At 55.1% G+C, this 15,905-nt stretch carries 11 protein-coding genes; 9 read left to right on the forward strand and 2 right to left on the reverse strand.

Translation table 11 applies throughout. The features are described from left to right. Positions 1 to 22 precede the first annotated feature (22 nt). From nagB to DYU11_RS05350, 6 genes are all read left to right on the forward strand, one after another. A complete protein-coding gene (gene nagB / locus DYU11_RS05325; protein ID WP_119666560.1) occupies positions 23 to 1,981 on the forward strand; it encodes a glucosamine-6-phosphate deaminase in 1,959 nt (652 codons plus the stop codon). A gap of 96 nt (positions 1,982 to 2,077) precedes the next feature. After that, positions 2,078 to 2,842 (forward strand): hypothetical protein, encoded by a 765-nt coding sequence (locus tag DYU11_RS05330; RefSeq protein ID WP_119666561.1) that lies wholly within the window; start codon positions 2,078 to 2,080, stop codon positions 2,840 to 2,842. Positions 2,843 to 2,999: 157 nt separating this feature from the next. Beyond that, entirely contained in the window at positions 3,000 to 4,361 is a 1,362-nt protein-coding gene (locus DYU11_RS05335; RefSeq protein WP_119666562.1) for a ComEC/Rec2 family competence protein, read from the forward strand. Between the two features lie 68 nt (positions 4,362 to 4,429). Then, positions 4,430 to 5,602, forward strand: coding sequence for an acyltransferase family protein (locus tag DYU11_RS05340; protein WP_119666563.1), 1,173 nt, complete (start codon positions 4,430 to 4,432; stop codon positions 5,600 to 5,602). Positions 5,603 to 5,634: 32 nt separating this feature from the next. Next, positions 5,635 to 6,096 (forward strand): hypothetical protein, encoded by a 462-nt coding sequence (locus DYU11_RS05345; RefSeq protein WP_147367888.1) that lies wholly within the window; start codon positions 5,635 to 5,637, stop codon positions 6,094 to 6,096. Positions 6,097 to 6,148: 52 nt separating this feature from the next. Continuing rightward, positions 6,149 to 9,073 (forward strand): M16 family metallopeptidase, encoded by a 2,925-nt coding sequence (locus tag DYU11_RS05350; protein WP_374755980.1) that lies wholly within the window; start codon positions 6,149 to 6,151, stop codon positions 9,071 to 9,073. A gap of 66 nt (positions 9,074 to 9,139) precedes the next feature. Here DYU11_RS05350 and DYU11_RS05355 read toward each other — a convergent pair whose 3' ends face one another. Together DYU11_RS05355 and DYU11_RS05360 are read right to left on the reverse strand one after the other, a co-directional pair. Then, positions 9,140 to 9,955 (reverse strand): LytR/AlgR family response regulator transcription factor, encoded by an 816-nt coding sequence (locus DYU11_RS05355; RefSeq protein ID WP_229365700.1) that lies wholly within the window; start codon positions 9,953 to 9,955, stop codon positions 9,140 to 9,142. A gap of 40 nt (positions 9,956 to 9,995) precedes the next feature. Continuing rightward, the gene (locus tag DYU11_RS05360) at positions 9,996 to 12,002 is read right to left on the reverse strand and encodes a histidine kinase (protein WP_119666566.1); all 2,007 of its coding nucleotides are present in this window, start codon (positions 12,000 to 12,002) and stop codon (positions 9,996 to 9,998) included. Positions 12,003 to 12,290: 288 nt separating this feature from the next. Here DYU11_RS05360 and DYU11_RS05365 point away from each other — a divergent pair, with 288 nt between their 5' ends. The 3 genes from DYU11_RS05365 to DYU11_RS05375 are packed head-to-tail and all read left to right on the forward strand — an operon-like array spanning position 12,291 to position 15,856. After that, positions 12,291 to 12,740, forward strand: coding sequence for a hypothetical protein (locus tag DYU11_RS05365; protein WP_119666567.1), 450 nt, complete (start codon positions 12,291 to 12,293; stop codon positions 12,738 to 12,740). Between the two features lie 21 nt (positions 12,741 to 12,761). Next, positions 12,762 to 13,361, forward strand: coding sequence for a hypothetical protein (locus DYU11_RS05370; RefSeq protein ID WP_119666568.1), 600 nt, complete (start codon positions 12,762 to 12,764; stop codon positions 13,359 to 13,361). Positions 13,362 to 13,393: 32 nt separating this feature from the next. Next, the gene (locus DYU11_RS05375; protein ID WP_119666722.1) at positions 13,394 to 15,856 is read left to right on the forward strand and encodes an outer membrane beta-barrel protein; all 2,463 of its coding nucleotides are present in this window, start codon (positions 13,394 to 13,396) and stop codon (positions 15,854 to 15,856) included. The last annotated feature ends 49 nt before the right edge of the window (positions 15,857 to 15,905 follow it).

Consider the following 15,905-nt stretch of genomic DNA (forward strand, 5'->3'; position numbering starts at 1 on the left):
CTTATCATCCTCCGCCAGCGCTATGATTACGGAATCCACGCTACTCGACAGTCCGAACGGACGCTCGTCGGGTGAGCCGGTTCAGTCGGCCATCACCTACGAAAAAATTCCTACGCACATTTACGCCGATGCGAAAGCGGCATCCCGCGCCGTGGCGCAGGAAATTGCCGATCTGATCCGTCAGAAACAAGGTGAAGGCAAACCCTGTATCCTGGGTTTAGCCACGGGCTCATCGCCCAAAACGGTTTACGCCGAACTGGTGCGCATGCACCGCGAAGAAGGATTGAGTTTCCGCAACGTGGTATCCTACAACCTCGACGAGTACTACCCGATGGAGCCCGACTCGCTGCAGAGCTACTGGCGCTTCATGAAGGAACAACTGTTCGATCACGTCGACATTCAGGAGGGGAACTACCACGTTCCCGATGGAACGGTACGTCCGGATAAAGTAGCGGAATTTTGCCGGCAATACGAAGCGGCTATCGAAGCCGATGGTGGACTGGACTTCCAGCTACTCGGTATCGGCGGAAACGGCCACATCGGATTCAACGAACCGGGTTCACTCAGCAACTCGCATACCCGCCTGATGATGCTCGACAACTCGACACGGGCGGCTGCGTCGGGCGACTTCGGCGGCCTGGCCAAAACGCCCCGGAAAGCCATCACGATGGGGGTTGCCAGTATCCTGAGCGCCCGCCGGGTTGTGCTGCTGGCCTGGGGCGAACGCAAAGCGCCCGTGATCCGTGGGGCCGTGGAAGGTACCGTTTCGGAACTGAACCCGGCGTCGTATCTGCAAACCCACCCGAACGTACTGTTCGTGATCGACGAAGCGGCTGCGTCGGAGCTGACCCGCATGAAAACACCCTGGCTGGTGGATTCGGTGGTGTGGGACAACAAGATGATCAAAAAGGCGGTCACGCACCTGTCGCTGACCCTGGGCAAACCGGTTCTGAAACTGACCGACCGCGACTACAACGACAACGGGATGAGCGACCTGCTGGCGCAGTACGGCCAGTCGTACGACATCAACATCGATATTTTCAACCAGCTTCAGCATACCATTACAGGCTGGCCGGGTGGTAAACCCAACGCCGACGATACCAATCGGCCGGAACGGGCGCTGCCCGCCCAGAAGCGCTGCCTGCTGTTCAGCCCGCACCCCGACGACGACATTATTTCGATGGGCGGTACGTTCCAGCGGCTCGTCGATCAGGGCCATGAGGTACACGTTGGCTATCAGACGTCGGGCAACATTGCCGTAGCCGACGACGAAGCGATACGTTTCGCAGATTATGTGGTCGACTTCAACAACCAGTTCGGCATCAAAAGTCCCGAAGCTACCCGGATTTTCCAGGACGCGGCTGCCTCGCTCCGCAACAAAAAAGATTCGGAAATGGACACTGCCGAAGTTCGGTACGTAAAAGGCCTGATCCGAATGGGCGAAGCCAAGTCGACCTGCCGCTTTGTCGGCATTCCGGTCGAAAACGCTCACTTCCTGAACATGCCGTTTTATGAAACCGGAACGGTAGCGAAAAAGCCGCTTGGCGAAGAGGATGTCAGGATCGTGATGGAGCTGATTGAGCAGATCAAGCCACACCAGATCTACGCGGCCGGTGACCTCGCGGATCCGCACGGAACGCACAAGGTATGTCTGGACGCGGTGATGGAGGCCGTTCGTCGGTTGAAGCACAAGAATTTCATGAAAGACTGCTGGGTATGGCTCTACCGTGGTGCCTGGGCTGAATGGGATATTCACGAAATCGAGATGGCCGTACCGATGTCGCCCGATCAGGTCATGCGGAAACGCCTGGGAATTTTCAAACACCAGTCGCAGAAAGACGGCGTAGTGTACCAGGGTACCGACTCGCGGGAGTTCTGGCAGCGGGCCGAAGAACGTAACCGAGCCACTGCCGGCCTTTACAATCGATTGGGCCTTGCCGAATACGAAGCTATCGAAGCCTTTGTTCGTTGGAAGTTTTAACACTACAGGCTGACACTATAATACAAAAATTGGATAGCTTTGCGGAGTTATCCAATTTTTGTATTATAGCACCTTGTTGTAAACTTCCCGTGCGGCATGATAAGACAGAGTAAGCAGAAGGCACTACGTTTGTTTGCGCTTCATGAATTCGTTCGTGACCATTTTACCAAGTCCGACTGGATTAAACTTGGATACCTTACCGACAATCAGGAGCTGATTGAAGAGCACCCGCGTCTGCTTCGTAGTCTGGACTTCAAAGACGACGATTACGAGGGAAATATTATGCAGGTCCTGTCGAAGCTCATCAGCGAAAGCAACAACAACCTAATCGAGATTGAGCGGATGATCGAGGATAAAAAACTCAGACTGAGCAGTCCGACGTATACGTTCGTCTCAACAGTGCATACGCAGGAGCCTGAGCGGGTCATTACCTTTGCTCCCGATGTGTTCCGTGTGCCCGACAAGCCGGTGGAAAGCAACGTCCTGTCGGTAATGATGCCGTTTGAATCCCGGTTTACCGGTACGTACACCGCCATCCGGAATGTGTGCAGCCGACTCGGTATCGAATGCCGCCGGGCCGATGATATCTGGGACAACAGCATCCTGATTCAGGACGTTTTTGATCTGATCTTTACCTCCCGGGCTGTCATTACTGACTTCACCGACCGGAATCCAAACGTGTTCTACGAAACCGGCATTGCGCATACACTGGGCAAGGTGGTAATTCCCATCACGCAGGCCGTTGGCGATATTCCGTTTGATCTGCGTCACCACCGGGCGCTGACTTACCTGCCCAACAGCGAAGGCCTGCTGAAGCTGGAAAAGGACCTGGAGAAAAAGCTGGCGAAGGTGTTCGTCTGACGAGTTGTTGAAGACCGGAGCGACCAATCGATTGTTCACGTTTCCGTAACAATTCCGTTACGTTCAGTTCATAGGGATTCGCCAGTTTTGACAATGTGATACATACTTTGGATGGAGTTAGCTTTCGATCCAGAGTTCGCTATAAACCACTCGTCAAATGATTCTCAGAACTGTTGTTCAGCTGGTTGCTGCCTATCTGATTACTACCGGATCCGCTTTTGCCCAAACCATCGGCCAGCCGCTGAACCCCTGGCAGGACGGGCAGGTTGAGATTCACTTCATCCATACCGGCCGGGGCAACTGTGCCTTCTATGTAATGCCCGACGGCACTACGTTCCTGCAGGACGCGGGCGAACAGGACCCGACCGATCCCCGCACGCTTTCGCTGCGGAACACGCCCCTTGTACCCGACTATACCAAACGACCCTACGAGTGGATTGCCGACTACATTCGTCAGTATATGCCCGCCGGTCGTACGCCCGAAATTGACCATGCCTTGGTGACGCATTACCACGATGATCACTACGGGCACGTGTACCAGGGCGCGCCCTACGACAGTAGCGGCCGGTATTTCAAGACCGGCATTACAGGTCTCGGCTCCGAACTGCCCATTCGCCATCTGATGGACCGGGGCACTACGTATCCGCTGCCGTTTGGCAAAGACGAGCTGAAAAAGCGTTTTGCATCCGGTACGTATCCCGAAGAGTTTGCCACGCTGCAAAACTACTGGACGTTCGTAGACGACCAGGTTCGGCGGAACAAGCTCAAACATGAGGTATTTGCCGTGGGGCGGACGGACCAGATTGCCATGCTGCGAAATCCAACGAAATATCCCACCTTCAGGATTCAGAATTTCTACAGCAACGGCGACGTCTGGACCGGCCAGGGCGTAAAACACATCTTCCCTGATTTCAGCAACGAACAGGCAAACGTTCGTCGACCGGGCACCGCCGTGCCCGGCATGGCCATGCCGGGCGAGAATCAGGTGAGCTGCGGTTTCAAACTGACCTACGGGCCGTTTTCATTCTTTACCTGTACGGACATCAGCGGGATGGCCGAACTGGGCTTACCTGACTGGTACAACGTCGAAAGCAAAGTAGCCCCGTACGTAGGTCAGGTCGACGTTATTACGACGAATCACCACGCCAACACCGACGCCATGAACGTTGATTACCTCCGGGCGTTGCGGCCCCGGGTCATTATTCAGGAGGTCTGGTCGTCGGATCACCCGGGCCACGATGCGCTGCGCCGGATGACCTCCCGCTGGGTTTATCCGGAAGACCGCGACCTGTTCGCGACGAACATGCTGGAAGCAAATAAGATCGTGATCGGCCCGGGTCTTGAAAAGGCGTACAAGGCGTTTGAAGGGCACATTGTGGTGCGGGTTGAAGCCGGTGGCGAGCGGTACTGGGTGTACGCCCTGAACCACCGCAGCCGGCAACGGGAGGTGATGAAGATCGTTGGGCCGTACACGCCTAAAGCGAACGTAACGGCAAATCAGACCGGGCGCAGCCGATAGCCAACGTCGGCCTGGCTTTTTCTTTTGCCTGAATCGTAGTAAACTTACCTTTCGATTCGCAAACGGTCATGCAGACAACTACCTCACCGGCTTCGGTCCATTCGACGGCCACATTGACCAGTTCCCAACGCCTGTTCTCACTCGATGCCTTCCGCGGCCTGACGGTAGCCGGCATGATCCTGGTCAACAACGCAGGCGACTGGCAATACGTGTACGCCCCACTCAGGCACGCAGCCTGGAACGGCTGGACGCCCACCGACCTGATTTTCCCCTTCTTTCTGTTCATCGTTGGGGTATCCATTACGTTTGCGTTGGCGGGTGGGACGGAGCAAAACGGTGTGGTTGGCAAGATTCTGAAGCGGAGTCTGACACTGTTCATGCTGGGATTGTTTCTTAACTTCTTCCCCAAGTTCGATATTACGTCGGTCCGGATTCCGGGGGTACTGCAACGCATCGCCCTGGTGTATCTGGCCTGTTCACTGATCTATTTGCGAACAACTACCCGTCAGCAAACGTGGCTATTGGCCGCCCTGCTGGCTGGCTACTGGCTGATGATGACGGTTGTGCCGGTGCCCGGCGTCGGTTACGCCAACCTGGAACCGACAAGCAACCTGGCGGCCTGGCTCGACCGAACCATATTGACAACCGACCACCTCTACAGATCGACCAAAGTGTGGGACCCCGAAGGACTCCTGAGCACCATCCCGGCCATCGGTACGGGCCTGGCCGGGATTCTGGTGGGCACGTGGCTCCGCCGACGCGATGTAGCCGATGCAGAAAAAACAGCCTGGCTGTTCGCGGCCGGCTGCCTGACCACGCTGGGGGGGCTGATCTGGGATGCCTGGTTTCCCATCAACAAAGCTCTGTGGACCAGCTCGTACGTACTGCTGGCGGCTGGTCTGGCCATGCTGGGCCTGGCGCTTTGCTACTGGCTCGTTGACGCACAGCCTGCGTCGCGCCCAACGGCCCGGCGGATTGCCCAGCCTTTCGTCGCCTTCGGGGTCAACGCCATCACGGTCTTTTTCCTGTCGGGGTTGATTCCGCGCATTCTGAACATGATTCATATCCAGCAGCCCGACGGCTCAGAAATCGGGGCGAAGGAGTGGCTCTACCAGCTCTTTTTTGTACCTTACTTCACCAATCCGCACAATGCCTCGCTGGCCGGTGCGCTCACGTTTGTTCTGATCTGGCTGGGTATTCTGTGGATCATGTACCGGAAACATATCATCATCAAGGTCTGAGCGACCAACGGGTAAATCAACCGGCTTCGTTGGTGCCGGCAGAAACAGCGCCGGGTCATCACGGCCTGACCCCAACCGTTATCCGCTCGCTGGAAATGCTTCACCTGAGCGATCTGAAACGACAGGTGGAACGGATTCTTGGCTGGGAGCCGGCCCGGTACTGGCAATCCAGCGACTTTACTCAGCTCAGCAACAAGATTTTTGCGTACACGTACCACTACGTCAGCGCCCGGGATCTGCAACGGTTCTGGCAGGGCCCGCCGGCGGCTGTTCCTCACCCTCCCCTACTCGATACCCTCGCCCAATTCATCGACTTTCGCGACTGGGAGGACTTCTGCACCCACCATACGTATGGTATCATTGAAACCGGCCACGGCACCATCAGGCCCTATCCCCGCGTGTGGGAAGTACCGACCCGCTGGGTCCTGATTCTCTGGTCACTATCGGTGCTGGCTTCCATCCTGACAGCCGTTCTGCTCGTCTGGTTTCGGTAAACGTTTCTTCTGAATATTTCGTTATTTTGTTGCATTTTCCACTGACATACTCATGTACTTGAACGACCGCATGGTACGTTTTGCATTTCCGGCAAGTCTGTTGCTGAGCGCCACCCTGGTACTGGCACAACCGACTACAAAATCAAAACCCACAACGGCTTCGGCCACGAAAACCGCGTCGGCTCCGGCTAAAGCTGGAATTGACCTCAGCAAGGCTATTCCAACAGACCCCGCTGTGAAGGTAGGCAAGTTGCCCAATGGCCTTACCTATTACATCCGAAAGAACGCTGAGCCGAAAAACCGGGCCGAGTTGCGGCTGGTAATCCGGGCCGGTTCGGTGCTGGAAACCGACGAGCAGCAGGGATTGGCTCACTTCATGGAGCACATGGAATTCAACGGCACCAAAAATTTCCCTAAAAACGAACTGGTCAATGTGCTGCAATCGGCCGGTATTCGCTTTGGTGCCGACCTGAACGCCTACACTGGTTTTGACGAAACGGTGTATCAGTTACCCGTCCCGACGGATTCGGCCAACGTATTCCGGCAAGCCTTCCAGATTCTGGAAGACTGGGCACACAACGCTACCCTCGACCCGAAAGAGATCGACAAAGAACGGGGTGTTGTGCTGGAAGAATGGCGACTGGGCCGGGGTGCCGGCCAACGGATGCGCGACAAATACTTCCCGCTGATTCTGAACAACTCCCGATACGCGAACCGCCTGCCGATCGGCAAAGAAGACGTTATTAAAAACTTTAAGCCCGAGGTGCTGGAGCAGTTCTATAAAGACTGGTACCGCCCGGATCTGATGGCCGTGATTGCCGTGGGTGATTTCAACGTGAATGAAGTAGAAGGCATTATTCGGGAGAAGTTCAGCCGGATTCCGGCCGTCCCGAATCCGAAACCCCGCACGGAGTACGACATCCCGGCGCACAAGGATACCAAAGTGGTGATTGTAACGGACCCCGAGCAGCCCAATACGGTCGTCCAGGTTATCTACAAGCGTCCGGAGATTAAGGAACGTACACTGAACGATCTGCGCGAAAGCATCAAGCGGGGCTTGTTCAACACCATGCTTGGGAATCGAATTCAGGAGTTGACCCAGCAGGCTGATCCGCCGTTCCTGTTTGGCTATAGCAACTACAGCGATTTTCTGGGTAACCTCGACGCCTTTACGTCAGTAGCCGTTGCCAAAGAAGGGAACGTAGAGCGAGCCATTCGGGCCGTGCTCGACGAGAATGCCCGGGTCAAACAGTTTGGCTTTACGGAAACCGAACTGGCCCGCGCCAAGCAGGAGTTCTTCACGGGCGTAGAGCAGGCCTACAAAGAGCGCGATAAAACCCGCTCGTCGAATTACGTCAATGAATACGTACGGCACTTTACCGACAAAGAGCCGTACACGAGCATCGAGTTCTACTACGATTTTCTGAAGAAAGAGCAGGGCACGATCAAGCTGCCTGAAGTGAATGCACTGGTTGACCAGTTCATCCGGAACGAGAACCGGGCAGTGGTGGTGATGGCTCCGGAGAAAGACAAAGACAAACTACCCAGCGTTGAGCAGATCATCGGCTTCATCGACAATGCTGGAAAGGGCCTGACCGCTTATAAAGACGAAACGCTGAATAAGCCACTGCTTGCTAAAGAGCCTGTCCCCTCGTCCGTGGTCAGCGAAAAGCCGTTGAAAGACATTGGGGCGACCGAATGGACGCTCAAAAACGGAGTGAAAGTTGTAGTCAAACCAACCAACTTTAAGAATGACCAGATACTGTTCTCAGGCACCAGTTATGGCGGTACGTCGCTGTATGACCTCAAAGACTTTATGTCGGCGCGGTTTGCCTCTACCCTGGCGACCCTCGGCGGAACCGGCGAATACAACCAGATTCAGCTGGGTAAGTTCCTGGCGGGAAAATCAGTCAGTGCGTTCCCCTACGTTGGCGAACTGAACGAGGGTGTCAGCGGCAGTGCATCGCCCCGCGACCTGGAAACAGCCATGCAGCTGCTGTATAGCTACCTGACGCAGCCACGTAAGGATGCCGACGTCGTGAAAGGGTTTCTCTCAAATCAGAAGAGTGCGTTGCAGAACCAGATCAACACGCCTACACCCGCCCGGGTGTTTCAGGATACGGTGTCCGTAACGCTGGGCAACTACAACCCGCGCCGGATGCCGCTCAAACCCGCGGATCTGGACAAGATTGACCTCGACCGGGCGTTGACGATTTATAAGGAGCGCTTCGCCAACGCCGGCGATTTCACGTTCTTTTTCGTTGGTAACTTCGACGAGAAAACGCTGAAACCGCTGGTCGAGAAATACCTGGGTGGTTTGCCCGCCACCGGCAAACCCGAAAAATTCAAAGACCTGGGGATCCGGATTCCGGCCGGGCAGATCAGCAAGACGGTGTACCGGGGCGTTGATCCAAAAGCAACGGTGCAGCTGGTATACAGCGGTGACTTTACCTGGACGACCGACAACACAACGCAACTCGACGCCCTGGCCGAAGTGCTTGAAATTAAGCTGATCGAGAAACTGCGCGAGGAAGAAAGTGGCGTGTATGGCGTTGGGGCCAGCGCAGTCTACAGCAAGTACCCCGTTCCGCGCTATACCTTCCGCATCGGCTTTGGTTGTGCGCCCGAGAACGTTGAAAAACTCGTTGCCAAAACGCAGGAGCTGATTAACGATCTGAAACAGAAGGGTGCGGCACAAGGCGATATCAATAAGTTCAAAGCCGAGACCCGGCGCGAAACGGAGTTGCAGTTAAAAGACAACCAGTTCTGGCTCAGCTACCTGGCGAACCAGTATTACAATGACGACGATCTGGACGAGGTGTTGAAAGAGGATGAACACCTGAAAAAGGTAACCGTCGAAAGCACGAAGGAAGCTGCCAACAACTATTTCGGTGCCAACGTTGCGCGCTTCGTGCTGATGCCAGAGCAAAAAGCCGGTACGAGTACGGCCAGCCAACAGGGCGGAGGGAAGCAGTAAGTAGTCAAAAACCAGTAAAGCCACGTAGCCAATCAGGTTACGTGGCTTTACTGGTTTTATACCCACTCAAAGCCAGCCAAACCGTTCCATTAGCCGGTCTTTCTGCTGGCGGGCGACGGGGATGCTGACGCCGTTGGTCAGCAACAGATAGGTGCCTTCTCCCTTCACCAGCTTCTGAATGTGTTCCAGATTAACCATGTACTGCCGGTGTACCCGCAGAAAATCGCGGGTTTCGAAGACCTCCTGCACGTCGCCGAGCGTTTTGGCGACTATGTACTGCTCCCCGCCTTCGAGGTGAAAGCGAGTGTAATTGCTGTCGGCCTCGCAATACACAATCTGTTTCGTATCGACAAAGACCATTCCGCTGGCATGGGGTAGGGCAATGCGCCCCCTGGTGGGGGGAGGTGTACCGGCCGCGCCCGGGGGCCATCCGGCCTGGGGCCATCCAGCCGGGGGGTAGTACTGGCGCATGAGTTCCAACTGCTGGGGGTTGATGCGGGCGGTGGTTTCGGCCCGGCGCACGGTGGCAATCAGGTCAACGGTATCGATGGGCTTGAGCAGGTAATCCAGCGCACTGAACCGGAAGGCCCGCACGGCGTACTGGTCGTAGGCGGTTACGAAGACGATGTGGAAATTGATCTCACCGACCCGTTCGAGCAGTTGAAAGCCGTTCATCATCGGCATCTCGATGTCGAGAAATACCAGGCCTGGCCGCAGGGTCTGGATGGCCCGCAGTCCCTCGGTACTGTCGGTAAACTGGCCCAGCAGTTCAACCTGCGGGCAGTGCCGGGCCAGTTGCAGCGCCAGCAGCCGGACGTTGTCGGGTTCGTCGTCGATGATGAGGGCCTTGAGCATAATGAGCGAGTTAGTGAATGAGCGCATGAGTGAATGTTTGGTAGCTGCCTGATTCGCTCATTCGCAATTAGATCGGTATCTGTATAATCACTTCCGTTCCAGCGGGCTGACCATCCGTATCAACCAGGTCCTGAATCTCCACCTGTGTGTGCGTCTGGTACAACTGATTGACCAGGGCGATACGCTCGGAGGTCATCTTCAAACCGAATGACTTACGGTGATTGGCGGACTTACTTTTCAGCTCGGCGGCTCTCGCCCGGCCCACCCCATCGTCGGTAATGGTTAGTTGAAGCAGGTTTTCCTGCAGCTGGCTGGCCCGGACGCGAACGGTACCGCCTTCGGGCTTGTGCATCAGCCCGTGCCAGATGGCGTTCTCGACGTACGGCTGCAACAGCAGGGGCGGTATTTCGATAAAGTCTGCATCAACGCCGGGCTCCACCTCGACAAAAAACGAAAGCTTCTGCTTGAAGCGCATGGTCTCCATATCGGCGTAAAGCCGGAGCATATCTAACTCATTATGCAATGTCACGCGCTCGGACCGGGAATTTTCCAGGACGATACGGATAAGCCTTGAGAACTTGGTCAGGTACTCGGAGGCTCGGTCCGCATCGTTTTCTAGTGTGTAAAGCTTGATTGAATTGAGACAATTGAAGATGAAATGCGGATTCATCTGCGCCCGAAGGGCAGTCATTTCTGTCTCGGCCAGTTTTTGCTCAAACTCAGCTTCCAACTTCTTAATATGCTGCGCTTCCAGCAGGCGGTTTTGAGTTTCTATCTCGTGAGTACGTTCGGCTAGTTGGGTTTCCAGGTCATATGCATAACGTTCCTGAATTCGACGGTTTTCAACTTCAATAAGTCGTCCGCGATAAGCCAGCGCCAGCATGAAGCAGAAAGACTCAATGGCTAACCCAAGTAATATCCAGAACTGGGGATAATTAAAAAAAGCATCAACCAACGCTGATACATTGTAAAAATAAAGGTCAAGCGAACCTGGTATAAAAGAAATGCCCAGCAGGCTGATCATTCCGGTTGCCAGGTAAGGACGAATAGCGGATTGACTTCGAAAAGTAGCAACTAACAAAATACCCGTTGCCAGTCCGGAGGGTACCATCGCGTAGATGTATACAGCGTTATTAAGGAACAAAGGCCGCCCGTAAACCCACTCGGCAATTGAGTGAACCTCCTGAATCACCAGTATTACCAGCAGTATCTGTAAGATTCGCCAGATACGCGGAAACCCGTTTCGTATAGCCAGTAGATGAGCAATAAATAGAACGTAAAACGCTGAAATTAACGCAACGTGAAACGGCCCAAGTAAGTCCGAAACTTGGGGTGGAAACAACCAGTTCAAATAAAATGAAAATCGGTAGTTCATACTGTATACCGAAAAAAGCACACTTACCCCTGTGTAGAGCGCATAGAATAAATAGGCAATGTCCCGGGCTATAAGAAAGAAGTAGAAGGCATACAAGCTCATCAGGAGCAGCCATCCGGTGAGTAATGCCATACCCGCTAACAGCATATCCTCCGCAGCACCCCCAGGGCCAAAATGCCAGGCGATACCTGCCGAGGCAGTTATTAACTCCGACGAGATGGGGGTTGGATGCCAAACATAGCCCAGAACACGTACAAAATAAATTTGCTCTGTCAGAGGTGGAACGGTGAGCGGCAGAGCATACGGGCTGGGCCGGTTTTGATGCCTAAATGAGATGCCCGTTTGCCCAATCAAGTGGTCATTTTCATAAAGCGTAATAAATCCATGAACACCCGTTAGATGCAGCGCGAACAACGTATCGCTTGGATGTGAATTACGAAGGGTGAACCGCAGCCAGGTCACCATTACTGACCGGTCATTAAAGGAAACCCGTTCGTTACGTTTTTGGGCAAACGGCCGGAACGGTCGCGTACGGATTATCGATAAGGGCAGTGTATCCCCAGATGGATCTTCATAGAACATCGTGTACGGCCCTATGTCCATCTGCTGTTGAGGCAACTTGCCCGGCAACAACAGCAGTGGTTGCCCACATACGGTCAGAGCAGATAACAAAAGCCCGAAAAACAGACACCAGCGCATAGGTTCGGCATTTTTATAAATATACTGATGCTGAACGCGTTTGTACGCGCTACCGAGTGCGGATGGTCAGTCTTTTGAGTGATTGGTCGTTTTTCCGAGTGGAGCGAACAAACGGTCGTAGCCGCTGCCAGTCGCTCAGTAACTCACAATTCTTACGCTTCACGCAGAAAACCGGTGCCTTCGTCCGGTAACGTTTCCCGGCTAGATAGGCACCGTATAGGTTTGCCAACGTAATGCTGTTACCAAACCACTGTTAATCAACGACTAAGCAGTACAGCTATCCACACCATGAACACAATTCACTTACGTCCGCCGTTGCGGAGCCTGACTAGTTTTGTACTGGTCCTGGGTTTCGCCCTGACAACGCCCTCGCTCTACGCCCAGACCTTCGCTGGGCGGGGTTATCTCGTTGAATCACCGGTTAGTCTGCGTGCTTTTATTCATCCTGACACCGGGAGAACTGCCATTATAATGCGCCTTGATGGCTACCCGAGCGGTTCCGTACGAATCCATATCACGAATGAAAAGCAGGAAACATTTTATAATGGCTACGTATCGAAACCGAAGTATGCTGGTCGGTTCGATCTGTCGGCTTTGCCCTTTGGCGTCTACACAATTGAGCTGAGCGACCGCCACGCCCGGTATACACAGCAATTCCGAATTGAACCGAAGTGGACTGATCGTGTCGTGATGGTCACAGACCCGCCCCGGCGAGACAGCTTACTGGCAAGTTATTAACTACCATTTCCACATACCTATATGAAACCGCTTCTTATCCTCCCCCTCCTTTTTAGTGCCCTGACTGCAATACAGGCGCAGGACTTCCGGGCATTACCGCCATCAGAACAGCCCAACGCAGCCGAACTGGCTTACTTCGGTAGCAAGTATCCTAATCTTACGGCTGAGAACATTCTGGACTCCGCCAGTGTGCGACTGGTTACCGGATTTCTGAATGACATCATGGAAGGTCAGTTTGAAGCCGCCCATGAACGAATCGCCAACAAGTTTCGCGCGTACGGCCCTGGCCTTTACGACTTCCTGGTAGCTGACGAACTGTTTACCCAGTGGGAACACAACGGGCGGCTGTTTGCAGACCAGCAGCTCATTATTGAAGACAAGAAGTTTGTCAGCGTCTTGGATGGCGACCGGCAAGGTACGTGGGTGTATGTCAAGGGGGTCTGGTTGGCGCGGGATAATCGGTACCCGGGTAAATCCGTCCGAATTCCTTTCTATGAACTGGCGCAGGTACGTGACGGCAAAATTCAGAAGACCTACACCAGCTACGGCAACGACCAACTCTTCTACGACCTGGGCTTCCCACTGTACACTACCCAGCCCGAGGTAACACAAAACCGATGACCGGAGCCAAAACCTTCCATCTCTTTTTAACCATGAAAACAACATTACTTCTCTTGCTCATCATATCCCTGCCTTTCACGAGGGTACGGGCGCAGACGACCTTGAGCGGCTTGGTTCATGACGGCACGGGTAAGCCGCTGCCCTTTGCCACGGTGGCCTTGCTAAACGTACGCGATTCGGCCGATACGTCGGACCGGCTCGCCAAAGGAACCGCCAGCGACGCCCAGGGGCAATACGCCTTCGAGAACGTCCGGGCGGGGCAGTATCTGGTGCGGGTTACGGCCGTGGGCTATCAGAAGACGCATTCGGACGTTATAGCCGTAGCGAACCAGCCCGTCAGCGTGCCGGCATTGATGCTGGCCGAAGCGCCGGGCAAACTGGCCGAAGTGCAGGTTACGGCCAAGAAACCGTTTGTGGAGCAACAGATCGACCGGCTGGTTGTCAACGTGGCGCAGAGCATCGTGGGCAGCGGCAGCACGGCGCTGGAAGTGCTGGAGAAAGCCCCCGGCGTAACGGTCGACTACCAGAACGAGCGGCTGCAACTGCGTGGTAAAGAAGGGGTGATCGTCCAGATTGACGGGCGGCAGACGTACCTCTCACAGCAGGATGTGATTGCCCTGCTGCGGTCGATGTCAAGCGACAACATCGAAACGGTTGAGTTGATTACCAATCCCGGCGCCCGTTACGATGCGGCTAGCAATTCGGGCATCATCAACATCCGGCTTATAAAGAACCGCGATGTGGGCACCAACGGTACCGTCTCGGCAGCGGGCGGCTCCGGCCGGTTCGACCGGGAGCGGGGTAGCCTGCAACTGAATCACCGGGCCAGCCGGCTGAACCTGTTTGGCTCGTACAGCCTGAACCGGGGCGGTAATTACTGGGATTTCCGGATGGACCGTAACCAGGCCGACCCAACTTCCGATGAGCCCGACCGACGCAATCTGGCTCAGCAGTCCACCTTTCTGCGTTTTCGCGATCTGGGCCAGAACGCCAAAGCCGGGCTGGATTTCTCGCCTACCAAGCGCACGACCATCGGCCTGGTCTGGACCGGTCTGTGGAGTGACCACCGTGAGCGTGGCCCCGCCGATGCCCTGTTCCAGCGTTCAGAAGCCGGACCGGTTTATTTGCAGACGCATACCGAGAAAACGTACGATACGCACAGTCAGAATCAGGTGGGCAACCTGAACGTGCAGCACTCGTTCGGTGAGAAAGGTGGTCAGCTCACGGCCGACGTTGATTTCGGCCACTTCAGCCGGCAGTACGCCAACCAGCTCTTTACCGAGACGCTGGTTCAACGGGAGGAGGCTGAGCCGCCGGCTGGCAGCCTGCTGGTTACGCAACCGACCACCATCGACATCCGCACGGCTAAAGCTGATTATACCCGTCCGCTGCAGGGTGGCTGGAAACTCGAAACAGGCCTGAAAACCGCGTCGGTTAAAACGGATAACGACCTGCGCGTGAGTCTGGGAACGCTGGCACAAGGGCAACAGGGCCAGCTGCAGCCCGACCCTGGCCAGTCGAACCGGTTCCAGTACACCGAGCAAGTCAATGCCGCTTACGTGAGTGCGTCGGGAAAGCTGCACAAAAAGACCGATGTACAAATCGGGCTGCGGGCCGAACACACCCATTCGGTTGGTCAATCGCTGACGTTGAACCAGCGCGTGGAGCGCAATTACCTGAAGTGGTTTCCGAGCCTGTTCGTGACCCATCCGCTGGCGAAGGGACAAACCCTGACGGTGTCGTATAGCTACCGCATCGACCGGCCCAACTACCAGAACCTAAATCCGGCGCGGGGTTATGTCGACCCGTTTGCGTTCAGCATTGGGAATGCCTACCTTCAGCCCCAGTTTACGCATTCCGCCGAAGCCAGATACGCGCTGAAAAACAATATGTTAACGTCGCTGGCCTACAGCCGTACGACCAACCTGATCTTTTTCACGATTCATCCGGTAGAGGGTAACAAAACCTACGTCACGTTCGAAAACCTCGGCAGGATGCAGGGGTACACCTTCACGCTGGGCATTCCCGTAACGGTGATGAAGGGCTGGCAACTGCAAACCAACTGGCTGGGCTATTACAACCGCTTCCAGTACGAGTATGAAGGAACGCTCCTGCAGGTCGCGAACATAGCAGGACGGCTCAATGCCAATAACGCCTTTACGCTGGGAAAGGGCTGGACCGCCGAACTCAACGGTTGGGTCAGCACACCCGCCGTCAACGGTATCTGGGAGTCGCCCTGGCTGGGGTCGTTGGATGCGGGGGTGCAGAAAACGGTCAGTACCAAGCTAAAACTGAAGTTGAGCGGGCAGGACCTGCTGCATACCAACCGGTTTATTCCTACGGCCAACACCCCGGATTATTGGTCTCGCACCCGCCTGACGTTTGACACCCGGATTGTGCTGCTGAACCTAACCTACAGTTTCGGTAATCAGCAGCTTAAAGGCGAGCGCCAACGGCGCACTGCCTCCGATGAGGAAACCCGCCGGGCGAATTAAGGCTCCTCTATGTCTGGTGGTACTATTGGCTCAGCGGCTTAATAAACCG

The organism is Fibrisoma montanum, assembly GCF_003583365.1.
GTDB lineage: Bacteria > Bacteroidota > Bacteroidia > Cytophagales > Spirosomataceae > Fibrisoma > Fibrisoma montanum.

Coding starts and splice junctions, on each gene's coding strand:
- nagB (WP_119666560.1), top strand. CDS start 23: ATGATTACGGAATCCACGCTACTCGACAGTCCGAACGGACGCTCGTCG.
- DYU11_RS05350 (WP_374755980.1), top strand. CDS start 6,149: ATGTACTTGAACGACCGCATGGTACGTTTTGCATTTCCGGCAAGTCTG.
- DYU11_RS05335 (WP_119666562.1), top strand. CDS start 3,000: ATGATTCTCAGAACTGTTGTTCAGCTGGTTGCTGCCTATCTGATTACT.
- DYU11_RS05330 (WP_119666561.1), top strand. CDS start 2,078: ATGATAAGACAGAGTAAGCAGAAGGCACTACGTTTGTTTGCGCTTCAT.
- DYU11_RS05360 (WP_119666566.1), bottom strand. CDS start 12,002: ATGCGCTGGTGTCTGTTTTTCGGGCTTTTGTTATCTGCTCTGACCGTA.
- DYU11_RS05355 (WP_229365700.1), bottom strand. CDS start 9,955: ATGCGCTCATTCACTAACTCGCTCATTATGCTCAAGGCCCTCATCATC.
- DYU11_RS05370 (WP_119666568.1), top strand. CDS start 12,762: ATGAAACCGCTTCTTATCCTCCCCCTCCTTTTTAGTGCCCTGACTGCA.
- DYU11_RS05340 (WP_119666563.1), top strand. CDS start 4,430: ATGCAGACAACTACCTCACCGGCTTCGGTCCATTCGACGGCCACATTG.
- DYU11_RS05375 (WP_119666722.1), top strand. CDS start 13,394: ATGAAAACAACATTACTTCTCTTGCTCATCATATCCCTGCCTTTCACG.
- DYU11_RS05365 (WP_119666567.1), top strand. CDS start 12,291: ATGAACACAATTCACTTACGTCCGCCGTTGCGGAGCCTGACTAGTTTT.